The sequence below is a fragment of the Agromyces humi genome, assembly GCF_009720255.1.
Classification (GTDB): domain Bacteria; phylum Actinomycetota; class Actinomycetes; order Actinomycetales; family Microbacteriaceae; genus Agromyces; species Agromyces humi.
In genome coordinates, this window is record NZ_WJSP02000005.1 from 25,561 (window position 1) to 44,575 (window position 19,015).

26 protein-coding genes are annotated in these 19,015 nt (G+C 66.2%); 25 read left to right on the plus strand and 1 reads right to left on the minus strand.

All coding sequences use genetic code 11. The features are described from left to right. Positions 1–14 precede the first annotated feature (14 nt). The 22 genes from GH736_RS01310 (at position 15) to GH736_RS01415 (ending at position 15,354) form a co-directional block, all read left to right on the plus strand. On the plus strand, positions 15–434 hold the full coding sequence (locus GH736_RS01310; protein WP_159599494.1) for a hypothetical protein: 420 nt from the start codon (positions 15–17) through the stop codon (positions 432–434). Then, complete coding sequence (locus GH736_RS01315; RefSeq protein WP_159599496.1) at positions 431–703, plus strand: hypothetical protein; 273 nt, start codon at positions 431–433, stop codon at positions 701–703. The genes GH736_RS01310 and GH736_RS01315 overlap by 4 nt, the downstream gene beginning before the upstream one ends. After that, positions 700–1,095, plus strand: a complete 396-nt coding sequence (locus GH736_RS01320) for an SLOG family protein (protein ID WP_203230612.1) — start codon at positions 700–702, stop codon at positions 1,093–1,095. Before GH736_RS01315 ends, GH736_RS01320 begins: the two co-directional genes overlap by 4 nt. Next, a complete protein-coding gene (locus GH736_RS01325; protein ID WP_159599498.1) occupies positions 1,096–1,443 on the plus strand; it encodes a hypothetical protein in 348 nt (115 codons plus the stop codon). A gap of 17 nt (positions 1,444–1,460) precedes the next feature. Further along, on the plus strand, positions 1,461–2,576 hold the full coding sequence (locus tag GH736_RS01330; protein WP_159599500.1) for a hypothetical protein: 1,116 nt from the start codon (positions 1,461–1,463) through the stop codon (positions 2,574–2,576). A 62-nt stretch (positions 2,577–2,638) separates the two neighbouring features. Then, positions 2,639–3,508 carry a CAP domain-containing protein gene (locus GH736_RS24405; RefSeq protein ID WP_203230613.1) on the plus strand — a complete coding sequence of 290 codons (870 nt, stop codon included), beginning with the start codon at positions 2,639–2,641 and terminating at the stop codon, positions 3,506–3,508. 38 nt (positions 3,509–3,546) lie between these two features. Beyond that, positions 3,547–3,858 carry a hypothetical protein gene (locus GH736_RS01340; protein WP_159599502.1) on the plus strand — a complete coding sequence of 104 codons (312 nt, stop codon included), beginning with the start codon at positions 3,547–3,549 and terminating at the stop codon, positions 3,856–3,858. Then, positions 3,855–4,253, plus strand: a complete 399-nt coding sequence (locus GH736_RS01345) for a hypothetical protein (protein WP_159599504.1) — start codon at positions 3,855–3,857, stop codon at positions 4,251–4,253. Before GH736_RS01340 ends, GH736_RS01345 begins: the two co-directional genes overlap by 4 nt. 68 nt (positions 4,254–4,321) lie before the next feature. Further along, positions 4,322–4,783: a hypothetical protein gene (locus GH736_RS01350; RefSeq protein WP_159599506.1), complete on the plus strand. Its 462-nt coding sequence runs from the start codon at positions 4,322–4,324 to the stop codon at positions 4,781–4,783. Continuing rightward, a complete protein-coding gene (locus GH736_RS01355; RefSeq protein WP_159599508.1) occupies positions 4,783–5,073 on the plus strand; it encodes a hypothetical protein in 291 nt (96 codons plus the stop codon). The genes GH736_RS01350 and GH736_RS01355 overlap by 1 nt, the downstream gene beginning before the upstream one ends. Positions 5,074–5,098: 25 nt before the next feature. After that, the gene (locus GH736_RS01360) at positions 5,099–5,848 is read left to right on the plus strand and encodes an HD domain-containing protein (RefSeq protein ID WP_159599510.1); all 750 of its coding nucleotides are present in this window, start codon (positions 5,099–5,101) and stop codon (positions 5,846–5,848) included. Next, entirely contained in the window at positions 5,848–6,225 is a 378-nt protein-coding gene (locus tag GH736_RS01365) for a hypothetical protein (protein ID WP_159599512.1), read from the plus strand. Before GH736_RS01360 ends, GH736_RS01365 begins: the two co-directional genes overlap by 1 nt. Then, positions 6,222–6,656, plus strand: coding sequence for a hypothetical protein (locus GH736_RS01370; RefSeq protein WP_159599514.1), 435 nt, complete (start codon positions 6,222–6,224; stop codon positions 6,654–6,656). The genes GH736_RS01365 and GH736_RS01370 overlap by 4 nt, the downstream gene beginning before the upstream one ends. 25 nt (positions 6,657–6,681) lie before the next feature. After that, the gene (locus GH736_RS01375; protein WP_159599516.1) at positions 6,682–9,474 is read left to right on the plus strand and encodes an ATP synthase subunit B family protein; all 2,793 of its coding nucleotides are present in this window, start codon (positions 6,682–6,684) and stop codon (positions 9,472–9,474) included. Positions 9,475–9,525: 51 nt separating this feature from the next. Next, entirely contained in the window at positions 9,526–9,879 is a 354-nt protein-coding gene (locus GH736_RS01380; RefSeq protein ID WP_159599518.1) for a hypothetical protein, read from the plus strand. Positions 9,880–9,950: 71 nt separating this feature from the next. Then, a complete protein-coding gene (gene nrdI, locus GH736_RS01385) occupies positions 9,951–10,352 on the plus strand; it encodes a class Ib ribonucleoside-diphosphate reductase assembly flavoprotein NrdI (RefSeq protein ID WP_159599520.1) in 402 nt (133 codons plus the stop codon). After that, positions 10,349–12,484, plus strand: coding sequence for a class 1b ribonucleoside-diphosphate reductase subunit alpha (gene nrdE / locus GH736_RS01390; protein WP_268891225.1), 2,136 nt, complete (start codon positions 10,349–10,351; stop codon positions 12,482–12,484). Before nrdI ends, nrdE begins: the two co-directional genes overlap by 4 nt. Positions 12,485–12,586: 102 nt before the next feature. Next, positions 12,587–12,874, plus strand: a complete 288-nt coding sequence (locus tag GH736_RS01395; protein ID WP_159599524.1) for a hypothetical protein — start codon at positions 12,587–12,589, stop codon at positions 12,872–12,874. 72 nt (positions 12,875–12,946) lie between these two features. Further along, the gene (locus GH736_RS01400; protein WP_159599526.1) at positions 12,947–13,513 is read left to right on the plus strand and encodes an NUDIX hydrolase; all 567 of its coding nucleotides are present in this window, start codon (positions 12,947–12,949) and stop codon (positions 13,511–13,513) included. Between the two features lie 59 nt (positions 13,514–13,572). After that, positions 13,573–14,067 (plus strand): hypothetical protein, encoded by a 495-nt coding sequence (locus tag GH736_RS01405; protein WP_159599528.1) that lies wholly within the window; start codon positions 13,573–13,575, stop codon positions 14,065–14,067. Between the two features lie 14 nt (positions 14,068–14,081). After that, positions 14,082–15,044, plus strand: coding sequence for a class 1b ribonucleoside-diphosphate reductase subunit beta (gene nrdF / locus GH736_RS01410; RefSeq protein ID WP_159599530.1), 963 nt, complete (start codon positions 14,082–14,084; stop codon positions 15,042–15,044). 49 nt (positions 15,045–15,093) lie between these two features. Then, positions 15,094–15,354: a hypothetical protein gene (locus GH736_RS01415; protein ID WP_159599532.1), complete on the plus strand. Its 261-nt coding sequence runs from the start codon at positions 15,094–15,096 to the stop codon at positions 15,352–15,354. A 105-nt stretch (positions 15,355–15,459) separates the two neighbouring features. Here GH736_RS01415 and GH736_RS01420 read toward each other — a convergent pair whose 3' ends face one another. Further along, on the minus strand, positions 15,460–16,926 hold the full coding sequence (locus tag GH736_RS01420) for a hypothetical protein (protein WP_159599534.1): 1,467 nt from the start codon (positions 16,924–16,926) through the stop codon (positions 15,460–15,462). A gap of 206 nt (positions 16,927–17,132) precedes the next feature. On the opposite strand from GH736_RS01420, the gene GH736_RS01425 reads away from it, so the two are divergent. From GH736_RS01425 to GH736_RS24410, 3 genes are all read left to right on the plus strand, one after another. Continuing rightward, entirely contained in the window at positions 17,133–17,672 is a 540-nt protein-coding gene (locus GH736_RS01425) for a DUF4257 domain-containing protein (RefSeq protein ID WP_159599536.1), read from the plus strand. Positions 17,673–17,689: 17 nt separating this feature from the next. Next, entirely contained in the window at positions 17,690–18,685 is a 996-nt protein-coding gene (locus GH736_RS01430; RefSeq protein WP_159599538.1) for an ATP-dependent DNA ligase, read from the plus strand. A 64-nt stretch (positions 18,686–18,749) separates the two neighbouring features. Beyond that, positions 18,750–19,015, plus strand: a 266-nt coding sequence (locus GH736_RS24410) for a hypothetical protein (protein ID WP_203230614.1), incomplete at its 3' end; no start/stop codon positions are given.

Below are 19,015 nucleotides of genomic sequence, written 5' to 3' on the forward strand. Positions count from 1 at the left end.
GAGGTGGTGCTGACGTGGCGGCCGGACACCTCGGCGAGCTCGCCCGGCCGGAACCAACCGGTGATCCCGTGCGTGACCTTGCCGCGTCCAGCTTCCAGGTGTTCGACGTGGTGCTCGACACCGAGGACGGCCGCGCCGTCATCCTCGACGGTACCGGGCATGCGCCCGACGAGATCGTCACGTTCGTCACCCACTCGGACGCGCCGCACACCTTCGTGCAGTACCCCGGCCTGGCCTCGGTGATCCGGGTCGAGCAGGGCCTGTTCGCGTGGCGTGACGACGAGCTCGTCGAATCCCCGCGCGGGCGCCCCGTGACGTTGGTCACGGAGATCCGGAAGACCGCACTGTCCGGCCGACCAGTCCTCGAGGACGACGCACCCGACGGCCCGCGCATGTTCGTCACGCACCTGAACCCCATGGAGGCCGCAGCGTGACCGACACCGCCGAGCTCAGCCGCACCCGAACGAAGATCGACCTGGTCGGATCCTTCGACAACCTCGTCTCGTTCATCGGCGAGCCAGAAACGTTCGACGTGCGCACGCAGGTGCATCTCGCAGATGCGTTCGCGCAGATGGAGCAGGCGAAGCAACGCCGCATCGGCAACCTCCTCGAGCTGGCATCCCAGACCTCCGACGCCGCCGTGAAAGCGCGGCTGCAGCGCATCGCAGCGGAGCTCCTCGGGGTGGAGGGGGTGGCGCCGTGACCTTCACCGTGCTGATCACCGGCAGCCGAGAGATCAAGCATCGCGAGACGATCGCCGCCGTCCTGAAGCAGACATGGATCGACGCGGGACGGGTCCCGCTGCACCTCATCGCCGGAGGCGCCCGAGGCGCCGACCGGATGGCCGCGGCCATTGCACGGCAGAACCCTGGCCGTCTCACCGTCGAAGAGCACTACGCGAACTGGCACCCGAACGGCCGCGACAAGCCGAAGGACAACTACGCCGGGTTCACCCGCAACCAGCTGATGGTCGACCTCGGCCCCGACATCTGCCTCGCATTCCTGAAACGCGGGGAACGCAACAGCGGCACCCGCGACTGCATCCGCCGAGCCAAGAAGGCCGGCATCCCCGTCATCGAAACCTGGGAGGACTGAATGACCTACGCCAGCACGTTCGAGCACCACGGTGCCGACTACGCGATCATCCACATCGACGGCCGCGAGTTCCGGCTCCTCGAGCAACGCCAGGAGCACTGGGGGACCACCAACGGCATCTACGTCACGACCCTCGAGGCGGACCCCTCGTCGACACCCACCATCCTCGCCAACATCGCGAGACGCTGGATCGACGAGAACCCCGCAACTCTCGACGTCGGCGTGAAGGTGAAGGTCGGTAGCCTCTACGGGGTGTTCCTCGGCCGTGATTCCGGGACCTGCGTCGTCGCACTCGAAGGACGCCGCGGACCTGCCCGATATCCCGCTCGGATGGTGCGCCCCGCCTGAGGTAGTCTCCGTTCGAGATGGAGCTGCCCAAACGAAACACCACCCATCAGGTCATCGACGAGCTCGATGTCCGCGCTGTCGCGTCCCTGATTCAGAACCCGCAACGCGGCAAAGCAGTGCTCGTGGTCACAACACCAGGTCAGACGGGTGTGCCGACCTTTGACGTCGACCGTCTCGTGCACGACGTCGAACCGGACGCCGCGGTCTTCGTGATCCCAGCCGGGCCGCTCTCATTCCACCTCACGGCACACCTGCCCGAAGGCATGGCCGTGTACGGGGGAGCTGCACGGGTGTTCCCGCCACCGCCATTCACATCCGAAGACGCACCCGTGTTCCTCGCCTACGACAAGACCGAAGCGGCAGCCAAACACCACGCTGTCGTCCGGTGCGCTTTGGACGCGACGCGTGGGGTGCAGTCCAGGCGGGGGATCTACACCACTGAAACCGTCCCCAGCTCATCTGCGGCGACGGAGCCACCGGTCGTTGCAGCACAGGCGGCGGCTGGAGCAGGGTCACCGGCCGAGCGACGGACCGCGCTGCAGCAAGCATTGGCCGCCAACCATCAGCTTCGCGCGACCATCGACCAACTTCAGACGTTGCACAACGACGAGCTCCGGAAGGAGATCGCCGCCGGGAACGAGCTCCGCACGCGCCTCGCCGCGAAGACCGGCAAGCCGGCAGCGTCGAAGGCCCGCGAGAAGGTGACGGTCGCCGCGCAGCCGGTCCTCTGGGACGCATTCACCAACCCGGAGGACGCGGTCCGCCACGCCATTCTCGTCACCTGGGTGGACCGGATCCCCGCTGGTCAGAAGCTGGACAGCCCGCTCCCGCAGTACACCGTCGGGGAGGAGTTCGCCGAGACGCTCAAGCCTCAGGAGCCGTCGATTCAGACGAAAGCCCTGCGGTGCATCGTCGACGTGCTCACCGGCTCGCAGGGAACCCGCGGAACCCACCCGCTCCGCCTCGGCATGGCCGGGAACGAGCAGCCGGTGATCCGTGAGGACGGTGCCGTGTGCATGCGGGCGTACGTGGAGACGAACACCCCGGCCGCCCGCCGGCTGCACTTCTGGAAACTGCAAGACGGGTCCGTGGAGCTCTCCCGGGTCGTCAAACACGACGACCTCACACCCTGAACCAGCCCAAGGATTGCGGGACCGCACACATCTCCCTATGACACCAACCCGGGGAGGTGCAGATGCGCCGTCGTGCTACCACGTTCCTCGCGACCCTCCTCGCCACCCTCCTGATCGCCCCCTCGATCGCACACGCCGGCTCGAAGGAAGACGAAGTCTTCTCCCTCGTCAACCAGCACCGCGCGAACGCCGGGCTGCCGGCCCTCATACGGGACAGCACCCTCGACGCGGCCGCGCTCGAATGGGCGCAGTACATGACCCGCACCGGCGACTTCAACCACTCCAGCAACGACTGGCGTGCAGCCAGGATCCCCGGCGGTTGGCGGAGCAACGGGGAGAACATCGCCGAGGGGTTCGGCACGTCCACGTCCGTGATGGACGCGTGGATGTCGTCACCAGGCCACCGGCAGAACATCCTCCAACCCGTGTACACCCGCATCGGGATCGCATTCGACCCAGCCGGGTACGAATGGGTCCAAGTCTTCGCCGGGTACACCTCCGATGGAGCGCCGGCGCCCGCTCCGCCGCCCGCACCGGAACCCGAACCGGATCCGGAACCTGCCGACGATCCCGAGCCCGCCTCCGCCGATCAGCACTCCGCACACGGCGGCCCCGGAGACGGCGGTCCGCCCGCAGCGGCGCCGGAAGAGCAGAAACCCACCCTCACGCGCCCAGACATCCGTGGGCCGAGCTCACCGCTGACCAGCACCGACCCCGGCAGCCAAAACGTGAAGGCTGAGTTCGTCACCGCGTCGGGCGGGATGATCGGCTCCATCGGGCCGGTCACCGCTTACACGTCCACGTTCCGCTCACCCTCCCCGGCGCCGATCCTCGCGATCAGCGTCGCGTTCGCCGGCCTCACCGCGCTGCTCGCCATCGCCGCCGGTACGCTCGTCCTCGCAGCACTCCGCAGAGACCGCAGGTACCGATAGCCCGCGCATGAGGTCTCCAAGAGAAGGAGACCCCACCCATGAGCGCACCCGTGTACGCGTACTGCGAGACGATCACGGCAGGACCGACGACCCGGAACCACATCCGCCCGATCACCGAAGCCGGGCTGAAGACGGGCGGCGGCGCTGACACGGTCGCGATCTGCGGCCGCGAGGTCGCTTGGGACCTCCGCACCGCGGACATCTACCACCTTCCCGGCGTCACCGCCGAGGGCGTCGACTGGATCTGCGCGAACTGCCGCGCTGAGGCGGAGCGGATCGCCGCGGCAACACCGAAGCCGGCACCCAAGGCAACCCTGCTCGAGCGGATCACCGGCCGGGCGCGTTCGTGACCCTCGAACTGCCTACGTTCGGTGACGCGTTCGCCGACGTGGTCGCCGGGCTGCCCGCCTGGGCGTGGGTCGCCGCAGCCGCCGTCGGAGTCCTCGTCGTCTGGAACCTCGCACGAGCGATCCGCCGCGGCATCCGCCGGGCGGTCGGCGCGGGCTTCCTCGCGATCGCCGTCTTCGGAGCGATGCCGGGCATCCCCGCGATCATCGCTGCCACCCAGACCAATGAGTCTCGTGTTGCCGCCGTCACCGGGTACATCGAGCAGCGCTACGGCGTCCCGATCGACGAGGAAGCCGCCGCCGAGCTCCTCTCCGGCGACGTCCCCAGCGACCTCTCCGGCATCCTGTACGTCGTCGAGCCCGCCGGCGATCTCCTCGAACTGGCCAACGAAGGCTGACCCGGCACGGTTCCCGCGCATGTGAGTCGCACCGGGCATACCTCGCGCCCGGAACGAAGGAGCAACACGTGCACGAGCCCACCCACGAGAACCTCGAACTGACCAGCCGCGGCCTGGACATCCGGTTCCTGATGCCGTCGATCGCGATGGGCGCCGCGGCGTTCGTGTCGACCATCATCCTGTTCGCCGCTTTCGCGAACGCCAACCCGGTCACCGCATGGATCGGGTTCGTGCTTTACCTGGTCTCCAGTGTCGGGTTCGTGGCCGCGCTCATCTACAACGGGCTGCAGCTGAAGGTGATCGACCAGGCACGCGCAGGACAACTCGCCGACTACATCTTCGAACGTCACGGCCTCGACCTCAGCGAAGACGCCGCGAAGGCGTTCCTGAAGCGCCACGAGATCGCCACCCGCCTCGGCACCATCCGCCTCGTCGCGCACGTCGACGGCGGCTGGGTGCTCACCACCGGCGCCGGGAAGACCCTCACCTCCGGCATCGACCTGACCGGCGCCGCGGCCGCCGCGGCCTGATGGACACGATCCGGCTCGAAGATCTCGTCTGGGGCGGTGCCAGCGGTCTCGACGCCGCCGGCGCCGCCGAGGTGTCCGCGCTTCACGCCGCGCTCGTCGCAGCTGGCGGGCTCCCGGCGAACGTCATCGCCGAAGCCCACCAGCTCATCGCCGAGCGTCGCATCAACGGACTCCCGATCACAGTGATCATGGACGACGAAGAACTCCCCATCCCGCTGCCGCACTCCGACGACCTCCTCGCGCTCGGCCGTCCGCCAGCCCGGCAGCTGCGGATGGCGCTGGCGGCCTGATCCGCGAACCGCGCATGGTACGGGCATGATGAACGTTGTGAACGAGATGCGGACCGAACTCCCCATGAAGGGGATGGACACCGCCCTGCTGTCCGACGCCATCATCCACGAGCTCAACGACCCGGACTCCGTCCAGACCATCCGCGACGCGATCTCGTTCGCCGCCTACTACCACCGGAACGACACCCGAGCACAGCGCGGCCCGCTCCCACGCGGGCCGTACATCGAGCACCCGCTGAGGAACACGCTCCGCCTGGTCCGCTACGGCGTCCGGGACGTCTCAGTGATCGTCGCGTCGATCCTGCACGACACCGTCGAAGACCACGCCGCCGAGATCGGCGAGGAACACTGCACCGACGCGAACGCCGAGGGTGCGCTGAAGGTGATCCGGTCGATGTTCGGCGAAGAGGTGGCCAACATCGTCCGAGGGGTCACCAACCCGGACCATCCTGCCGGGTTGACCCGTGCGGAGAAGCACGACCGCTACCGTTCACACGTCGCCGAGGCGATCGCCGACCCGAAAGTCGCGCTCGTCAAGGTCAGCGACTTCGTCGACAACGCCTGCAGCCTCTCCTACACCGCCGACGGCAACGCCCGAATGACCCGGAACCTCGCCGCGAAGTACGAACCGCTCTTCCCGGTGTTCGAAGACCGGATGGTCCACCCTGACATCATCGCGCTCGGCGCCAACACAGGCGAGATCCGCCGCCACCTGCAGCACGGTGCCGTCACCCTCGCCGCGGCGGCCGCCGCGGCCGCTGAGGCGGTGAAGTGATGGCGGACACCCGCACCGTTCACGCCACCCACCCCGACGGCACCCAGGTGGTGCGGTACGACCGTGCCGGCAAATGGTTCGAGGAGCACCCCGCACGGCAGTACCGGCGGCTTCACCTCTGGGATGCCGTCAGACGTTCGCTCGAGCTTGAAGCGGACGGCGGGCAGATCCTTCTCGGACGACACGGCGGAACCCGATTCGACGCGAAGGTCCGCGAAGAACGCATACAGCGCGCCAAAGCCGTCCGCGCGGCCAACCCTGACGTCTGCGGAGCGCTCATCCCCAGGAGGGTGCGGCCGGACGAATACGTCTGGGAGCCGTGCCAGAAGCCATTCGCGCACGACGACCGCGGCCACTCCCCAGAACTGCCGGCATGAGCGTCCCACTGCCGATCTTCGGTGAACTCGTCGACGGCGACATGGACCTGATCCGCGCCGCCAAGCAGGCCCTCGACGTGCCGTTCCTCGTCAGCCCCCGCCCGGCCAACCCCGAGCTCCGCGGGAACCTTCGCGTCCTCGCCATCCGGAACCGACCCACCTACCTCTGCGAGAACGTCCTCGTGCCAGACCCGCACGACGCCACCGCCCTCAGGTCGGCGCTCGCGTGGACACTGCGCGTCACCGACACCCACCACCTGGCGCTCACCGTGGACGAGATGGTGCTGCCGCTGCTCCGCGGCGCCTTGGGTCCCGGGGTGCGCGAGCTCATTGACGAGCCGGCCCCGGCGCCAGCCACTCCGGAAGGGAAGGTCCAGCCGAGGCAGTTCGACGGATGGGCGGCCGCGTCAGAGGTTTTCGCCAACGCCTGACCCTCCCGCCGCGCATGACTGGGCCATGGAGACGAACCAGCCCATCGACCTCACCGCTGTGGACACCGCACTCGCGCGACTGCAGGACACCGTCGAGTCCGCCAGCACCTCACCTGATATGGCTGAGCCGGCAGGCACCGACCTTGCGATCTCCGGTGTCGACACTGCGCTCGCGCTGAAGGAGCGGATGGCGCTGCAGGCGCGCGCCGCGATGAACGCGCAGAAAGCGGCGATGGAGCAGCAAGCGGAGGTGCGGGGCGCGCTCGAACAGGCCCGCCGACAGGCTGATGCGATGATCTCCGAAGCCCGCCGCCGCGAAGCGGAGATCATGGCGAAGCTCGCTCCGATCCTCGAGCAGGCCAAGCTCGCCGCCGAAGGCATCGAGGCGTTGAACCTCTACCTCGGCCGTGACGAGTGGGTGCACACCATCCGGGAGGGCGCGCCCGCGCCGGCGTCCGAGCCGATCACCATCCGACAGAGCGTCGTGGCGTTCGACGAGGAGACCGCGCTGCGCGCCGAGGACGGCGGCATCGACCACATGAACATCAACGAGTTCGACGCGTGGTTGCTCGCCGACCCCGCCAACGTCGATCAGGTGGTGCCCGAGCAGAAGTGCGTCGTCGCTGCGATCGCCAAACGCGCCCTGGTGTTCACCGGCAACCCATGGGAGGACAACGCCCAGAACAAAGCCAACCACGAGTCCTGGCTCATAATCCGCAACGGCGAGAACCTCTACCGGATCAACATCTCCGAGGAGTTCACTGTCGGTGAGCGCCTCGTCCCGAAGGCCGACGAGTTCACCTCGCTGTTCCTGGCCCGCGGCCGGGACGGTGAGCTCGAGCCGCTCCGCCCCGGCACGACAGAGTGGGTGAAAGCGGAGAAGCAAGCGAACGCGCGCACCCGCCACTACATGAAAATCGCCCTCTGCGTACAGGGGCTGATCGATAGGGCGGCCTACCTTCGACCTCTGCCCGGCCCCGTCTCCGTGATCGAGCAGGCGTCGTACGACGCCGGCCACGTCCGGGTGGTCACCGATGGGGAGAACGCCATCGACTCAGGTCGGGCGCCTTTCAACGATTGGCTGGCTGAGAAGCTCAAGATGCTCCGACCCGGCATCCGAGTCGTCGGACACTACCCGTACCGGTACGAAGAGAACCCGTACGGACGACGGGTCTCCAACGTCCACCCGAGCACGGCGCACACGCCGGAGAGCATGGAGGTGCAGACGATCTCCAGGCTCGACAGCGACGGCCAGGCGGTCTTCACCTACGACCGCACCGACAGCGTCTGGACCGAGTACGGCTCCCGGCAGGCGAGAAGCAAAGCCAGCTACACGATCTGGAAGGACACCGCGACGGTCGTCCCCATCGACTTCGTCACCGAGGAGGAGCTGCACTACTACCTCGAGTCCCGCTCCGAGCGCCGGCACTACGTGAAGATGTTCCCCGCCCTCCGCGCCGCCCTCGAGGTGCTGAGCCGCGAACGCAAGGAGGAGGCACCGTTCCGAGCGCTCCTGTCCGCGGAGCTGCAGAAGAAGTTCAACTCCGACGCGGTCGACGCAGATCGCCAGACCGACGAGCTCGTCCGCTGGTGGAAGGTCGCCAACAAGTGGAACCGCGCGCTCAACGGCGCACCGGACGACGAAGCGAAGGCGGCACGGGTGATCCTCAAGGAAGCCACCCGCCGCGCGAAGATCGCCGAAGCCGGCGGCGACGACAAGATCGTCGAGAAGCTCCGCGCTGACCACGACGACGTCCTCGTCATCGCCAGACGAACCAATGACCTCGTCGTCGTGCAGCGCATCAACCGGAAGTGGCCGTGCCAGGACGACAAGTACAGGACCAAGGTCGCCGTCGAGAACTTTTTCGTTCGGATCACCGTCGTGAAGCCCTCCGGTGACGTCGTGGAGGTTCGGGACTGGCAGCACCTCACGCGCTCCGCGATCGCCAAGTGGCAGGTTCTCTGGCAGGACGCCGCATGGGAGCAGTGGGACATCAACGGCTCCTGGGCGTCGCACCTGACCGACCCGGAGATCGACGAGGTGATCGAGAAGGCCCTCGCGTTCGCCGCCGCGAACGGGTGGACCCCGATAAGCATCAGCCTCTCCGAGGACAGCATGTACACCCTCGCGATCCGGGGAAAGCTGCACTACGTCGACGGCCACGCACCGGTTGCCCCGGCTGAAGGGGAGGAGCTCACCGGCACCTACGACAAGAGCTTCACCAGCAAGTCCAGGGACATCGGTGCGCGCGAAGCGGGCAAGTTCGAGACCAACAAGTACTCGCACGACGAGAACTGGACCCGACCGTACCGCAACCACTGGCGCCCCGACGAGCCCGCCCCCGGAACACGGATGCTGGCGCCGTGGGAGTCCGACAGCGAGCGGCACCGTATCGTCTGGGTGGACGAGGACGCCGTGGAAGCCGCCCGGTCCGCGGCGGACGAGTGGAACGTCGCCGACCTCCGGCGGAGCGACCTGGCCACCGAGGCCACCAAGCTGTTCAGCGCCATCGAGCACGGATGGCTGGACCGTGAATGGGAGCGGCGCCGTCTTCGCTTCATCGAGGACTACGGCGACGCGTCACTCTGGGACGACCACAAGAAGGCAGTCACCGTCCACCTGCCCACCGACCACCGCGGTGCCAAGCGCGGGGCGAAGCCGACCAGCTGGGCGGGGCTCCGCGCCGAGATCACCGACGCGGTTCAGGGACGTCGCGACATCCGCGGGCTCACCGTCGCCGAAGCGTTCGGCGCTGCAGCCGTGAAGGACTGGCCGGACGAGATCGCATCCCTCAGCTTCCCTGCTGCAGCTGAATAAGCGGAGGGCCGCCTCAGAGCACCGAACGGTGCGTCCGCGCATGTACCACCCGTGACGAAACCGACCCTCGATAACCTCACCGCCCGCCTCTCAGAGGCAGAGCGTGTCCGCGACGAGCTCCGAGACCACCTCTCCGCGGCGCTCGACGAGATCTACGCGCTCCGCCGTGGCGCAGCGTTCGAGGCGGCAGGGCTGAAGGCGACACTCGACATGAAGTCGTTCCCGAAGTCGCGGCGAACGGTCACCGAGCAGCAGACCGACCGGCTGATCAAGTCCGCCCGCGGGAACGCCCAGCTCGCCTACGCGGGGGAGTACTCCATCCACCTTGACGCGGCCACCGAGGCCGCCGGCGCGGAGAACCACCTCACCATGTCGATGTGGGTCAGCGACCGCGGACGCCGCTGAATGCCGCACACAAACTCCTGCATGACGAGCACGGCGCCACAGCGCACGCGACCCGCAACGGCCGCGGAGCTGTGACCGAACTCATCTACTTCTCCAGCGTGTCCGGCAACACACACCGGTTCGCGGAGAAGCTCGGCCGAGACTCGGCCAGGTTGCCGCTCAGAGCGAACGACCCGGCCATCGAAGCGGTTTCGCCGTATGTCTTACTCCTGCCGACCTACGGCGGAGGAAACGACGGTGGAGCAGTCCCGAAGCAAGTCATCCGCTTCCTCAACAACCCCGACAACCGGGCGCTGCTGAAAGGCGTGATCGCGGCCGGCAACACCAACTTCGGCGACGCCTACTGCAAAGCAGGCGACGTCGTCGCGCGGAAGTGCAACGTCCCGTTGCTCTACCGCTTCGAACTATTCGGAACCCCAGACGATGTCCGCATCGTCGGCGAAGGATTGGACTCCTTTTGGAAACAGCAGTGATCGGCGCGGCCGACAGAACCCAGCAGTACGACTACCACGCGCTGAACGCGATGCTGAACCTGTACGACGACAACGGACAGATCCAGTTCGGCAAGGACCGTGAAGCGGCCCGGGAGTACTTCCTCCAGCACGTCAACCAGAACACGGTGTTCTTCCACTCGTTCGAGGAGCGCCTCGAGTACCTCATCGAGAAGCAGTACTACGAGCCCGAGCTGTTCGACGTCTATGGCGTCCCGTTCGTCAAGGAGCTCACCAAGAAGGCGTACGCGAAGAAGTTCCGCTTCGAGACGTTCCTCGGCGCGTTCAAGTACTACACCAGCTACACCCTGAAGACCTTCGACGGCCGCCGCTACCTTGAGCGGTTCGAGGACAGGGTCGTCATGACCGCCCTCCTCCTCGCCCGCGGCGACCAGAAGCTCGCCGAGCAGCTCGTCGAGGAGATCATCTCCGGCCGGTTCCAGCCCGCCACCCCGACGTTCCTGAACGCCGGCAAGGCACAGCGGGGCGAGCTCGTCTCGTGCTTCCTGCTCCGCATGGAAGACAACATGGAGTCGATCGCCCGCGGCATCAACTCGGCGCTGCAGCTGTCCAAGCGCGGCGGCGGCGTCGCACTGCTGCTCTCCAACATCCGCGAGTACGGCGCCGCGATCAAGCAGATCGAGAACCAGTCCTCCGGTGTCATCCCGATCATGAAGCTCCTCGAGGACTCGTTCTCCTACGCGAACCAGCTCGGGGCACGCCAGGGTGCCGGCGCCGTGTACCTGTCCGCGCACCACCCGGACATCATGCGGTTCCTCGACACCAAGCGCGAGAACGCTGACGAGAAGATCCGCATCAAGACGCTGTCGCTCGGCGTCGTCGTGCCCGACATCACGTTCGAGCTCGCGAAGAACAACGAGGACATGTACCTCTTCTCGCCGTACGACGTCGAGCGCGTCTACGGGGTCGCGTTCGCCGACCTGCCGATCTCCGACCACTACCGGGAGATGGTGAACGACGCCCGGATCAAGAAGACGAAGATCAACGCGCGGGAGTTCTTCCAGACGATCGCGGAGCTGCAGTTCGAGTCCGGTTACCCCTACATCGTGTTCGAGGACACGGTGAACAAGGCGAACGCCATCAAGGGCCGGATCAACATGTCGAACCTGTGCTCCGAGATCCTCCAGGTGAACACCCCGTCGGCATATAACGAGGACCTCTCCTACGAGACCGTCGGCCGGGATATCTCTTGCAATCTCGGGTCATTGAACATCGCCCTGGCGATGGACGGCGGCAACCTCGGGAAGACCGTCGAGGTCGCCGTACGTGGGCTCACCGCGGTCTCCGACCTGTCGAACATCGGCTCCGTCCCGTCGATCGTGAACGGCAACGACAAGTCGCACGCGATCGGCCTCGGCCAGATGAACCTGCACGGTTACCTTGCCCGCGAGCACATCTTCTACGGCAGGGAGGAGGGCATCGACTTCACGAACATCTACTTCTACACGGTGCTGTACCACGCGCTCCGCGCGTCGAACGAGATCGCCCGCGAGAAGGGCGAGACGTTCGCCGGGTTCGAGGATTCGAAGTACGCCACGGGCGAGTTCTTCGACAAGTACACCGAGCAGGCGTGGGGGCCGCAGACGGAGAAGGTCGCCGGGCTTTTCGAGAAGGCCGGCGTCGACATCCCCACCCAGGAGGACTGGCGGAAGCTCGCCGCGAAGGTGAAGAAGCACGGCCTCTACAACGCGTACCTGCAGGCGGTGCCGCCCACCGGATCGATCTCGTACATCAACAACTCGACGGCGTCGATCCACCCGATCGCCGCAAAGGTGGAGATCCGCAAGGAAGGGAAGCTCGGGCGCGTCTACTTCCCGGCCCCCTTCATGACGAACGACAACCTGGACTACTACCAGGACTCGTACGAGATCGGCTACGAGAAGATCGTCGACACCTACGCTGCGGCGACGCAGCATGTCGACCAGGGCCTCTCGCTGACGTTGTTCTTCAAGGACACGGCGACGACGCGCGACATCAACAAGGCGCAGATCTACGCGTGGAAGAAGGGGATCAAGACGATCTACTACATCCGACTGCGACAGATGGCGCTCGAGGGCACGGAGATGGAAGGCTGCGTCAGCTGCGCGCTCTGAGGTTTCCTCGCTAGAACGGCCGTCCGGGAAACCGGGCGGCCGTTCCGCGCATGAGGCTGGCGACAAGGAACCACTGCCCGCCCCCGACGAAGGGAGACCGCCATGCCGTACCAGCTCGACAAGGAGCCGCTGGAGGTCGTGAAGGCTGTCCGTGACTGGCAGGGTGATGTCTTCGGCGGTGCGACTGGTGCGCAGATCGAGCAGTTCAAGCCGATCGCACACGATGTGGTCGCCACCATCACCGGGCTAAAGGCCGAGCGGGACGTCGCCCTCGGCCACATCGCTGCGGCGCTCACGGCTCAGGCGGCAGGTGACCTCGACCAGGTCGGGAAGCTGCTCGCCCTCGCCAACCACGCCCTGATGGTGCGGATCCCGGTGACCACCATCTGAGTCCCGGCCCGACTATCTTCGCCGCATGTCTCCCAGGCGCGGGCGACCGCATCCGACCACGGAGGGCAAGCGATGAGCACCGGAAGCGAGTTCACACCGCGAGGTGACCGCGAGACGCGGTTCGAGAACGGGAAGGTCCGCCTCGACGAGACACCGGTGGTCCGCCCAGACGGGTCGGAAGGGTTCATCACCACGGTCCACGCCGGCACCGGCTTCGGTGTGGTGGCGATCCCGCGGACCGTCGGGCGCGGCATGAACTTCTACGGGCTGGTCCGCCAGCACCGGCCGGTCACGAACGACTACTCGCTCGAGTTCCCTCGCGGCTGGGCGGCCGACCTGTCCGCCGCTGAGGCGGAGCGTGAGCTCGTCGAGGAGATCAACTGCGAGGTGCTACCGAACCCGGTCCGGATCGGACAGTTCCGGCCGGAGCCTGGGCTCCTCGACACCAACGTCGCCGTGTGGCTGTTCGAGACGAACCCCGGCGAGGACCTGCTGTACCGGGAGGAGAAGTCCGGGGCTACGCACCTGTGGGTGAACGACTCGACCCTCACGAGCCTGGTCACTTCCGGCACCATCACCTGCGGGATCACCCTGGCCGCATGGGCGCTGCTGCTCGCGTCCGGCCGGCACCTTTCCTGAGCTGCCGACAGCGGATTCCGCGCATGTACGCCTCAGACATCTGAGGCGAAAGGGCCCCCATGACCACCACCAGTGTGACCACCTCCGCGACGATCTCGAAGGTCGTCGAACTGCCCACCAAGGCATCCGTCATCTTCACCCTCGTCGGCCCCGCCGCGAAGGCGTTCGCCGACTGGGCGAAGACCTCCACGCACGTGAAGACACTCGAAATCTCTCGTACCTCCGGCCGGTTCAAGACCAAGGCCGGGCAGCTGCGAGGCCTCAGCCCCCGACTGGAGGCGCTCGGGTTCTCGATGGAGGACGCCAGCCCGTCCGTCCGGGTCACGAAGAAGGCCGCCGGGGGACTCGAGCGGACCATCCTCGCCAGCGCGATCGACGAGGCCCGCGAGTCCGCGAGCCGCTACCTCGCGGACGGCTACGAGCTCGGCGCCGCCCACGTAGACGAGGAGTTCGCCTCGACCGGAAACGTCTGGGTGCGACCAAACAAGAAGCCAGCCACCGTGAAGGTGGTCGCCTCGATCATCGTCACGAGCACCATCACCCCCATCCAGTAAGGAAGCACCTTCGCATGACCTCGCAGCACCTCGCCCGCCCCATCAACTGGAACCGCATCCAGGACGACAAGGACCTCGAGGTGTGGAACCGCCTCGTCAACAACTTCTGGCTGCCCGAGAAGGTGCCGCTGTCGAATGACGTGCAGTCGTGGGCGACCCTCACCCCGGAGGAGCAGCAGCTCACCATGCGGGTGTTCACCGGCCTCACCCTGCTGGACACGATCCAGGGCACCGTCGGTGCGGTGTCGCTGATCCCTGACGCGATCACCCCGCACGAGGAGGCCGTCTACACGAACATCGCGTTCATGGAGTCGGTGCACGCGAAGAGCTACTCCTCGATCTTCTCCACGCTCTGCTCCACGAAGGAGATCGACGAGGCGTTCCGCTGGTCCACAGAGAACCCGAATCTGCAGAAGAAGGCGCAGATCGTCCTCGACTACTACCGCGGCGACGACCCGCTGAAGCGGAAGGTCGCATCGACCCTGCTCGAGTCGTTCCTGTTCTACTCCGGCTTCTACCTGCCGATCTACTGGTCGTCGAAGGCGAAGCTGACGAACACCGCGGACCTGGTCCGCCTCATCATCCGCGACGAGGCCGTCCACGGCTACTACATCGGCTACAAGTTCCAGAAGGGCCTCGAGCTCGAGACACAGGAGCGCCGCGACGAGATCAAGGACTACACGTTCAACCTGCTGTTCGAGCTGTACGAGAACGAGGTCCAGTACACCCAGGACCTCTACGACCAGCTCGGCCTCACCGAGGACGTGAAGAAGTTCCTCCACTACAACGCGAACAAGGCGCTCATGAACCTCGGCTACGAGCCGATGTTCCCGAAGTCCGTCACCGACGTGAACCCGGCGATCCTGTCGGCGCTGTCACCGAACGCAGACGAGAACCACGACTTCTTCTCCGGCAGCGGATCGAGCTACGTGATCGGCAAGGCAGAGGTCACCGAGGATGAGGATTGGGACTTTTGATTTTTCCCAATCTCACCGGTATATAGGCAGATCGCGTATGGTTGCCAGCATGCCTGTCGGCGTCGATCTCCTCATGGACGCAGCCTCCCACGAACTCCGCGGCGCGGTGTACGCCAGTCACTACGGCAACCCGAAACGCGTAGCCGAAGCGCTGGGAATCGACTACAGCAACTTCACCCGCAACCTCAACGGAGAGGTGCCCCTCAAGCTCGCCACCGTGTTCGCCGTACTCGAACTGGTAGACATCCCGGTGACGGAGTTCTTCAGTCGCGTCGAGCAGACAGCCATGCGCCTCGGCGCGCAACGTTAGCGGCCCCGATCGCAGCGCCCTCGGCCGTCGCTCCTCGGCCCTCGGAAGGCACCGTCATGATCATCGGCGGTGCCTTCTTCTGATCGAACTGCCCCTCAACCTCGCTCAGAAGAACCCACCGCACCGGACGTTCGTCGCCGGCGCCACCTCGTACTCCACCACCAGTTCGTCTGCCACGAACCGGCCCGGGGTGACGGCCTGAACGCCGACCGGAACGCTTCGTTCACCACCGATCAGCACGTCATCTGCGTACGAGTCATCCCCGAAGCCCTCTCGCTGTCGGCCGATGTCAAAGGACTCCGGATACTTGCCGTCTGCGTCGTCGTTGTCCCAGCCGTACACCCCGAACTGGAATTCCTCGCTGGCTGGCCCACACAGCGTCAATGGCGCGGGGAGCCGAGACCGAGGGATCGAATCGCCATCCTCGAGGCCGATCGGGGTAGGACCGGTCCACGAATGCGCCGACTGACGAAACTGGCTCGCGCTGTTGAACAGGACCGCCGCGACTTGCACCTCAGCGGCTTCATCATCAGGGTCACCGTCATCCTTCACCTGGATGGAAGTGATCGTTACCGTCACCGGACGCTGGTTGACTGCCACGGACGGCTCTCGGGGCGCGCAAGGAGTATTCGCCGGATGTGGACTCACACCGGGCCGGACTGAAAGTGCCAGCAGCAGGCCGGCGCGGCGCTCCTCCCCAGCGAACTGAACCAACCGGCACCACTCGTACCCCGTCTGTAAGACGGCCAGCGCACGCGCTCGTTCGAACTTGGCGACGGAGTTCTCGCTACTGCCTGGGCTGTCCTTCGCGAGATCGTTATGGGTGAATCCCGAGACGAACCCCATGCCGTTCGAAGCCTTGTAGTAGGGGATGGTGCATTCGTGGTCGGCCGAACCGGTCCCACTCTCAAGGAGCCTGACCTGCGCGCCGCCCTCTTTGGCCCACGTCCGAACAAAACCATCCCGAGTGAGCGTTCCCGACGCGATCCCACCCCAATCGTCGTTCGCCAACATGATGCCGGACCGCACAGTCAGACCGTTCCGTGCAGACCATGGTTTCGAAAGCGTGGGCGCACCGCTGATGTTGACGAGATCAGCGGCCTCCACTTCGACACGCTGGGTGGTCGGGTCATCGTTGAGCGGAAATCCAAGCTCGACCCAGTTGGAGTGACTATAGAAGTCCTGCGCCCCATGCAGCGCCACGCCGAAATCCCAGTACGCCCGAAACAGGTCATAGTCCTCGAGCGCGAGTTTCGCTCCTGCATACTGATGCATGATGTTGGACGCGCCCTCGTCGAACTCGCAATCGTCGAAGTGGTACTGGTCGTAGCCTTCCCGCAAGCCTTCATCCGCCCACACGTGTCCGTAGTCGATGGCGTCGAGCACACCATCGGAGATGAAACGGTCGTATCCGCCCGCTCGTTCGATCCCGAGACCGTCTGCGGTGTTCTGCCTGTGGGTCCCAGAACCGAACCCCGTCGCTGGAGCGGCGACGATCACCGATCCGCAGACAATGGCGGCTGCGACGGAGATCATGATCTTGCGGCGCGCACGCGCGCCACGTTGAGTCATCGGCTTCCCGCTTCGAATGAATGACACGTTCGACGCCCACGATCCTCCGTCACACCCAACCCGTCAATCACCCGGGCTGCAGTACGACACCGAACCCAAAGGAGCCCAAGTCCGGGCAACCATCCGCCCCTGAACTGGGGAGTTCCTCTCAGCTTCCTCACAGGAGTACCGTCGGCGACATCGTCCGACGGCCCGGGGAGGGCAACATGATCGCGTACGGAACGACACCTGGCATGTGGGCCGCGTACGGCATCGCAGTCGTTCTCGGCGCGATCGGAGGCCTCGTCGCAGAGCTCATGCTCCGCGGGCAAGCCGGCCAACTGGAGAAGCCCCGCCCGAAGCTCAAGAACTTCTGGGATCTAGGGTTCTGGGCGAACATCATCATCGGCGCAGCAGCGGCCGCCGGGTTTCTCCTCTTCCTGCCACCCGAGACCATCGGGACCGGCGCGAAGGCCCACCAGATCTATCGGATCGAAGCTCTGGTCAGCACCTCCCTGATCGTCGGCACGGTCGGAGGCGCAATCCTGGCTGCGATGGCGGAGCGGGTGAAAGCGGCCATCAGCGGTGAGAAGGCTAGGGATGTGAAGGCGACATCGATCGCGACACTCGAGTCACTGCTGAAGGTGAACGGGAAAATCCCAGACAGTTTCGCACCGGACTTCACAGTGGATCCGAAGGCTATCCAGACGGCAATCGACCAGATCAAAGCGATCGACCTCAGCTCCACTGCACGCGACGACGAGTAGCGACGTACTCTGACGGGATGGAGCTACCCGACGCGCTCCACCCACCGTTCGAGCTTGCCCTCGCCCGCCCAGTCACGCTGCGCGCAGCCCCGAAGGTTGGCGCCGGATGGTCTGCGGAGCCGAAATGGGACGGCTTCCGCACTGCGCTCGCCTCCGAATCAGGCGCGGTCACCTTGTGGTCCAGGCAACGCAAGAATCTGACGCGATACTTCCCGGAGATCGTCGCCGCGGCCGCCGCAGTGATCCCAGACGGGTGCGTCGTCGACGGGGAGATCGTCGCCTGGCGGGACGGGCGGCTCGACTTCGACGACCTGCAACAACGGCTCGGCGGCGGCGCGACCCGCGTCACCCAGCTCACACGAACCCAGCAGCTGTCGTACGTCGCGTTCGACCTGCTCGCCGCTGCCGGCCGCGACATCCGGGAGGTCGCGCTGACCCACCGGCGGGCGCTCCTCGAGCAGCTCGCCGACGGCTGGCCACCTCCGCTCACCCTGTCTCCGTCAACCACGGACCCTGACGAAGCTGACGACTGGTTCAAAACGATGCCCGCCGTTGGCGTTGAAGGGCTCATGCTGAAAGACCTCAGCCGCGGCTACCCGGCCGGCCGCCGGGACTGGCTGAAGCTGAAGCATCGCGACACCGTCGAGGTGATCGCCGGGGCGGTGATCGGGTCGCTGCAACATCCGAGGGAAGTGATCATTGGGATGCCCCAAGGTGGTCGGCTCCGCGTGACCGGACGGTCCACCACCCTGGATCAACAGGCGTCACGGGCCCTCGCCGAGGAAATCAGCCCGCCGGCAGGGGAGCATCCGTGGCCGAACGCGCTCCGCCCCGGAATGTTCGACCGGTTCGCGAAGGACCGCACCCCAGTGAAGATCACGTTGATCGAGCCGATCGTCGTCGAGGTCTCCGCGGACGTCGCAACATCAGGTGGCTCGTTCCGGCACTCCGTGAGGTTCGTCCGCGCACGCCCTGACGTACCGGTGGAGGAAGTCGGTGACGGCCGGGCCTGACCGGCATGTGGCGTAGCCGCTCACCTACCTCCTGACACAGGAGGTGGGATTGGGTCGTCACAGGATGCCCGGCGCGCCTTGGCGTGCGCTCCCCGTGTCCGGCGACCCGAAGAAGGCGATCGCCATGGCGATGGCCGTCAGCCTGTTGTGGGTGAACGCCGCAGCACCGGCCACCGTCGCCGTCCGATACGTGGCCGCACCGAGCTCCGGTCCGCGAGCACCAGGACAGAAGGTCGACGTCTCAGAGATGGCGATCGTCGCCCCTGCAAGCCGAGACGGGTTCGTCGTCGAAGCACCGCCTCCACCTCCACCACCTCCACCGCCGCCCGC